Annotated in this window: 4 protein-coding genes; 2 read left to right on the forward strand and 2 right to left on the reverse strand. The window is 71.0% G+C overall.

All coding sequences use genetic code 11. The features are described from left to right. Window positions 1-34 precede the first annotated feature (34 nt). Window positions 35-1,333 carry a 3-deoxy-D-manno-octulosonic acid transferase gene (locus tag VFZ20_RS17670; protein WP_329685243.1) on the reverse strand — a complete coding sequence of 433 codons (1,299 nt, stop codon included), beginning with the start codon at window positions 1,331-1,333 and terminating at the stop codon, window positions 35-37. A gap of 570 nt (window positions 1,334-1,903) precedes the next feature. Next, entirely contained in the window at window positions 1,904-2,914 is a 1,011-nt protein-coding gene (locus tag VFZ20_RS32970) for a type 1 glutamine amidotransferase domain-containing protein (protein ID WP_329685244.1), read from the reverse strand. 447 nt (window positions 2,915-3,361) lie between these two features. On the opposite strand from VFZ20_RS32970, the gene uvrA reads away from it, so the two are divergent. After that, on the forward strand, window positions 3,362-6,223 hold the full coding sequence (gene uvrA, locus VFZ20_RS17680) for an excinuclease ABC subunit UvrA (protein ID WP_329685245.1): 2,862 nt from the start codon (window positions 3,362-3,364) through the stop codon (window positions 6,221-6,223). A 258-nt stretch (window positions 6,224-6,481) separates the two neighbouring features. Continuing rightward, window positions 6,482-7,105, forward strand: coding sequence for a hypothetical protein (locus VFZ20_RS17685; protein ID WP_329685246.1), 624 nt, complete (start codon window positions 6,482-6,484; stop codon window positions 7,103-7,105). Window positions 7,106-7,343: the final 238 nt, after the last annotated feature.

A 7,343-nucleotide genomic window follows, 5' to 3' on the forward strand; every position in this document is an offset into this window, starting at 1 on the left:
TGAGGGGCTCGTCCTTTTTTCGCGTGATGGGGGATCAGCGGCGGGCCAGGAGCGACTCGATGATCTCGGCGCCGCGTTCCGCCGCGCCCATGTTCGCCTCGACGTACGCGCGGGCCGCGTCGCCAGCGGCGCGGCGGCGGGCGGCGTCCTCGATCAGCGGGAGGATGCGCGCGGCGGCCGACTGGTCCGGGGACAGCTCGAAGGCGCCACCGCGCGCGATGAGCTCCGCGGCCTCGCGGGCATTCGCGTGGCGCGGACCGAAGAGCACGGGTGCGCCGAACGCGGCCGGCTCCAGCACGCTGTGCAGCCCGGCCGTGCCCCATCCGCCCCCCACGTATGCCACGTCCGCCAGCGCGTACAGGTCGCCCAGCACGCCCACGCGGTCCACGACGACCGCCGTCCCCGCCAGCGCGCCGACCGCCACCTGGGACAGGCGGAAGGCGTCGGTGATCCCGGCCCCGCGCAGCCGCGCCTCCAGTGCCTCCACGTGCGCCAGCGTGGGCTCGTGCGGGACCAGGATGGCGCGGAGTCGGTGGCCGGCTTCGATCAGCGATGCGAGGGCGGGGACGAGGCGCTCCTCGTCCGCGGGCCAGGTGGAGCCGGCGACGAGCGTGACGCCGTCAAATCCATCGAACAGGCTCAGCAGGGACGAGGCGCGGTCGACGCCCCGCGCGCGGGCCCACACCTGGTCGAAGCGCGCGTCTCCCATCACCCGTCGCCGGTCCGCCGGCACGCCCAGCGCCCCGAAGCGGTCCGCGTCGTCCGGGGAGATGGCGGCTGCGACGTCCAGGCGGGCGTACGCGGGCGCCAGCAGCGCGCGCGCGGGTCCGCCCAAGCGGCTGGACGAGGCCGGCAGGGTGCCGCTGAGCATGGCCAGGCGCACGCCGCGCGCCTTTGCTTCGCGGGTGAGCACGGGCCAGACGTCCGTCTTGGAGAAGGCAATCACGTCCGGCCGCAGGGCGTCCAGCGCGCGGCGTACGTCGCCGGGCAGGTCCAGCGGCAGGTAATCCGCCACGTCCGCCTGGACGGTGCGCGCGAACGACTCGGCGCTGGGGGAGAAGAAGGTGTACGCCACCTGCGCGTCCGGGCTCCGCGCGCGGAATGCCTGCACCACGGCGCGCGCCTGCAGCCCCTCGCCCACGCTGGGCGCGTGAAACCACACGAGCGGACGCGCGGGCTCGCGGTGCGTGCGCGCCCACGTCTCCAGGCGCTCCAGCACGCCCGCGCGCCCGCGGATGCCGCGCGCGAGCTTGCCCTCGCCACGCGCGGCGAGGGGCAGCAGCGGGCGCGCGGCGCGCAGGGCCAAGGTGTAGAGGGTTTCGGCTGCGGACATGCGCGGGAAGGTACTTGGGGGGAACGGCGGGGGACAGGGGACCGGCTACAGGGGACAGCCGGCAACTGCGGGTCTGCGCTGGGGCAGGAATCGCGGGAGGTGCAGCGGCCCGGTTCAGCGGATCGGCGGGGCTGGGGGAGCAACGGAACGGGGCAGATCGGCGGAAGCGGTGGATTGGGTGGATCAGCGGGGGCAGTGGATCGGGGGTGGCGGATCGGGGAGAGGAATCGACGAAGACAAGGAGACGGGCAGGGGAGGTTCCAGCAGAGGTTGACGGTTCGTGCGCACACCCCCGGCGAATGAATTCGCGGCTCGGACTGCGCGATGTCGGCCTGCGCCGACGGCTCATGCCGCGCGCCGCCGTGTGCACCGGAGCGTCGTTCGATCCGTTGAAGCCTCGCGCAGTTTGCGAGGCTTTCCGCTGTCGTTGCGGCGACTTTAGTCGCTCGGCGCGGGCTTGCCGATGCAGCGTGAGTCCGCCCGCTCGCCGGCCCACTTACGCGCTCCAAGCAAAGCGGGGGAGGCCGATTCGCATCGACCGCCCCCGTCTTTGTCGCACCCGCCGCGCGTTCAGACTGCGGGCGGATTGTAGCCGGTGCCGCCGTAGCCCACGGGGCCCGTGCCGCCGTTGCCGGCCCGCACGTCCGTGCCCACGTAGTCGGGGCCGGTGCCGCCCATGGCGCCCGTCCCGCCCATGCTGCCCGCCGTGCCGGCAAGGCCCGCGCTGGCGCCCAGCCCGGCGTTGGTGCCCGCGCCGGCGCCGTACGGCATGCCGCTGGTGTAGCCGGTGCCGGACAGGGTGGCATCCTCGTCCACCACCGCCACGTCCACCACCACGTCGGGCGTGTCGGGGGTGAGGTCCACCACCTCCACGTATTCCATGGTCTCATGCTCGCGGCGCAGCTGCTCGCGGATGAGGTACGCGGCGCCCGCCGCCAGCACGGTGCCGGCCAGCAGACGGCCCACGGGCACGTTGCGCTCGCGGCGGCGGCGCGGACGGCGCTCCGTGTACTCGGGGCGGGGCGGCGCAACGGGCATGCGCTCGGCGAACAGCTCCAGCATGCCGCGGTTGAAGTGCTTGAGGTCCTGCGGGCCGCGGCTGCTTACCCAGTTGCGGTCGCGGACGAGCGGCTCGTCGTGCCAGATGCCGCCGGCGTTGCGAACGTCGTCCTTGATGCCCGGCCACGACGTGAGGTTGCGGCGCACCACCAGCCCGCTGGACACCAGCAGCCACGGGCCGTGGCAGATGACGGCGATGGGCTTGCCCGCCACGTCGAACGCGCGGACAAAGTCCAGCGCCTCGTCGCTCTGGCGCAGCGTGTCGGGGCCCACCAGGCCACCCGGCAGCAGCAGCGCGTCGTAGTCCACGGCGTCGGCCGTGCGCAGGGTGCGGTCCACGCGCACCTTCTTGCCCGGGTACAGCATGTTCACCGTGCGGATCTTGCCCAGGTGCAGCGACACGATCTCCACCTCGGCCCCGTGCTCGCGCAGCGCATCCACCGGCGACGTGATCTCTACCTGCTCTCCCCCGTCGGCGGTAAGCACCGCCACCCGAAACCCGGTCAGATCTACGTGATGCATGGCCATCCTCTCTGGTTCGCGGCGTCCGCGCGCCGTCTTTCGCACGGCGCAGGGGACGCGCGGTGGTGCAAGAGGCGGACCGGGAGGGGAAGTGCGTGAGTGCGGAAGTGCGGAAGTGCGGAAGTGCGGAAGTGATCGAGGCTGGTGGGCAGCATCCACTTTCCTCGCGTGACCCGTATCAGCGAACAGGAGCATGGAGCGAAGACGGATGGATCAGCGCGCATCCGCGGATCCCGTATGCTTTCTCCCCTCGCCGCGAGGAACGAGCGGGGAAGGGGCCGTGGGAGGGGCGGCCCGCAGGGCAGGAAATCCGGGCCCGTCATGACGGGCCTGCATTCGTGTCCGTTTCGCTCCTGTCGATGACGGCGGCCGGGTTCGTGCGAAGCGGCTGCGCGTGGGGCGCGTACACTTTGCGCGCTGGACGAAAGTTCGGTATGTTTTCGGGCTATGAAGGATCGCATCGTCATTCGCGGAGCCCGCCAGCACAATCTCAAGAACCTGGACCTGGACCTCCCCCGCCGCGCGGTGATCGTGGTGACGGGGCCCTCCGGGTCGGGAAAGTCGTCGCTGGCGTTCGACACCGTATACGCCGAGGGGCAGCGCCGGTACGTGGAATCACTCTCCACGTACGCCAAGCAGTTCCTCGACCGCATGGAAAAGCCCGACGTGGACCGCGTGGAGGGCATTTCGCCCGCGGTCGCCATCGAGCAGCGCAACCCAACCAAGACCAGCCGGTCCACCGTGGGCACGGCCACGGAGGTACACGACTACCTGCGCCTGCTGTGGGCGCGCGTGGGCCGCACCTACTGCCCCGGCCCGCACCCGGACCATCCCTGCGGCCGCGAGGTGCGGCCCGACACCGTGCAGAGCGCCACGGACACCGTGCTGGCCCTGCCGGCCGGAACGCGCGTGATGGTGTGCTTTCCCCTCCCGCTCTCCGCCCGCGTGACGCACGCGCTGGTGGTGGAGAACCTGCGCGCGCTGGGGTTCCTGCGCCTGCTGGCGGATGGGCGCGAAGTGCACCTGGACGAGCTGCCGGAAGGGCTGGACCTCACGAAGACGCGCGAGCTGCTCGTGGTGGTGGACCGCCTGCGCGCGGGGCCGGACGACACGGCGCGCCTGGCCGACTCGCTGCAGACGGCGTTCACGGAGGGCGAGGGCGAGGCCATCATCGTCCCCGTGGGCCAGCCGACGCTGCGGTTCACGGAGCGCTTTCGCTGCCCGGATCACCCGGAGATCGAGTTCCTCAATCCCACGCCGCAGCTGTTCAGCTTCAACAACCCGTACGGCTCCTGCCCGGAGTGCACCGGGTTCGGCGCCGTGCTGCGGCTGGACGACTCGCTCATCGTCCCTAACCCGACGCGCTCGCTGGCGGACGGGGCCGTGGACCCGTGGAGCAAGCCGCGCTACGAGACGCGGCGGACGAAGCTGGCGCAGTTCGCCGCCAAGGAAGGCGTGTCGATGGACGCGCCGTGGGAGGAGCTTCCGGAGAAGTTCCGGCACGCGGTGCTGCACGGCGCGCGCGGCTTCCAGGGCGTCTACTCGTTCTTCGACGACCTGGACGACAAGCGCTACAAGCAGTACATCCGCGTCTTCATCCGCCAGTACCAGAGCGCGCAGGACTGCCCCGTCTGCAACGGCTCCAAGCTGCGGCCCGAGGCGCTGCGCATCCGCGTGGGCGGGCGCAACATCGCGGAGGTGTCGGCGCTCCCCCTGGGCCGGCTGATGCCGTGGCTGCGCGCCATGCGCGACGGGCAGGTGGGCCCCGAGTGCCCCGATCCGCCGCTGAGCGAGCAGGAGCGCGGCATCGCGGACAGCATCCTCAAGGAGCTGGACTCGCGCGTGGGCTTCCTGGTGGACGTGGGCCTGGGATACCTGACGCTGGAGCGGCAGACGCGCACGCTGAGCGGCGGCGAGGCGCAGCGCATCTCCCTGGCGAACGCGCTGGGCTCGCGGCTGGTGGACACGCTCTATGTGCTGGACGAGCCCACCATCGGCCTGCACCCGGCGGACAACGACCGGCTGCTGCGCCTGCTGGTGCGCCTGCGCGAGGGCGGCAACACGGTGCTCGTGGTGGAGCACGATCCGGAGGCCATGCGCCTGGCGGACCACCTGGTGGAGCTGGGGCCCGGCAGCGGCGAGCTGGGCGGCGAGCTGACCTTCCAGGGGACGCTGGAGGAGATGCTGGTCTCCGACTCGCTGACGGGAAAGTACCTCTCCGGCCGCGAGCGCATCGAGATCCCTGCCAAGCGGCGGCCCGTGGAAGGGCCCAAGCTGCGGCTGGAGGGCGCCCGCGAGCACAACCTCAAGGGCGACGGCGTCGTCTTTCCCCTCGGCGCCATCACGGCGGTGACGGGGGTGAGCGGATCCGGCAAGAGCACGCTCGTGCACGACGTGCTGTACCGCGCCGTGGAGCGCGATCTGTCCGGGGGCGAGACGTCGGCCAAGCGGCACCTGGGCGAGACGGTGGGCGCCTATGACCGGCTGGCGGGCGTGGGGCTGCTGCGCGAGGTGGTGCTGGTGGACCAGTCGCCCATCGGCCGTACGCCGCGCAGCAACCCCGTCACGTACATCAAGGCGTACGACGAGGTGCGGCGCATCTTCGCCTCGCTGCCGGACAGCAAGCGGCTGGGGTTCGGGCCCGGGCACTTTTCGTTCAACGTGGCGGGCGGGCGCTGCGAGGCGTGCAAGGGCGAGGGACAGGTGCAGGTGGAGATGGTGTTCATGGCCGACGTCTTCGTGCCGTGCGAGACGTGCGGCGGCGCGCGGTTCCGGGCGGAGGTGCTGCAGGCCAAGTACCGCGGCAAGTCCATCCGCGACGTGCTGGAGATGACGGTGGACGAGTCCATCAAGTTCTTTCTGCACGAGGACCGGCTGGGCGAGGTGCTGTGGCACCTGCAGCAGGTGGGCTGGGGCTACCTGCGCCTGGGCCAGCCCGCGCCCACGCTGAGCGGCGGCGAGGCGCAGCGCATCAAGGTGGCGCGCGAGCTGGCCATGGGCGCGCGGCGCGGCGGAAAGAAGCTCTACATCCTGGATGAGCCGACGACCGGCCTGCACATGGACGACATCCGCAAGCTGCTGCGCGTGCTGGGCGACCTTGCGGACGCGGGGCACACGGTGATCCTCATCGAGCACAACCTGGACGTCATCAAGACGGCGGACTGGATCGTGGACCTGGGCCCCGGCGCGGGCCCGGACGGCGGCCGCGTCGTGGCGATGGGCCGCCCGGAGGACGTCGCCCGCGTGCCGGAGAGCCTGACGGGTCAGTGGCTCGCGCCGATCCTGGCGGCGGAGGGCGTCTCGGCCTGAACGGCGTACGAGGGTACGTGAGTGCGTAATCGGGACGCGAGTGGGGCGGCCGAGTTCCCCAATTGGGGAGCGGCTGCCCCATCTGGTTGAAGCAGTTTGCCCTCTGCTTTGTTCACACGGGGGTGCCTAAGCCAAGACGGGTCCGGACCTTTCCGTATTCCGATAAATTCGTCTGAATCAGGTATGGTAGGTGCTCCTGTGGATTGCATACGTCGGCGCCCCCCGTGCCGCGTGCGTTATCCTCCAGGAGGTGACACGATGAGAGCATCCCCCCTGCTTGTCCCCACGCTGTTGACCCTCACGCTGGCCGCCTGCGGCGATGCCCCGGCAGGCATCACCGCCCCGGACGCCGAGCCGGCGAAGGCCGCGCTGGTCCCGGTGTGCGTGGACTTCAGCGTGCCCGCGCTGGGCGCCACGGCGGGCGGCACCGCCGGCAACCTGCCGGGAGACCTGTGGTTTACGGAGAGCCTCATCCCGGTCACGCTTCGCACGTTCCATCACCCGCCGGGCTTCGGGACCACGTTCGGCGACGCGACCGTGCTGGGTGCCTTCGTCACGTTCGGCAGCGGCCAGATCGTCAACACGAACAACATCAATCTCGGATTCGACTTCTCGGGCATCGGCTTCGTGCCGTCGTCCGTCACGTTCCAGTGGCGCGACTACGGCGGCTACGAGAACCTGCGCGTGAACGGCAGCGGCATCTACGTGGGCGAGCTGACCGGCGCACCGTCGCCCATTGGCGGCGCGACGGTGTCGCACGTGTGGGGCTGGTCGCCCGGCAACAACTACAAGCAGGGCACCACGACTCTCACCGGCCCGGTGTCGATCCTGGGGATCGGCGGGCAGGAGTTCTACCTCGACAACGTCTGCGCCAACCCCTGATCTTCCTGGGAGGGCGATGCCTCCTGGAGGGGCCCTCACGAGCTCGACCGCGCCGGATGCGTGCGGCCCGAAGGGATCTTCCCGCCCTCGCAAGGAGCAAGTCAAAGGCAGAGGGTGTTACCAAACCTCGGGCTCAAAAGCGTCATCCTGAGGAGCCGCCGCGCCATGCCTGCCTGGACTTGATCCATGGCGGCGACGAAGGATCTTGTATGCGAGACTCGGGGCCGGCTTCCGGGCA

This window comes from Longimicrobium sp. (assembly GCF_036280135.1).
Lineage (GTDB): Bacteria > Gemmatimonadota > Gemmatimonadetes > Longimicrobiales > Longimicrobiaceae > Longimicrobium.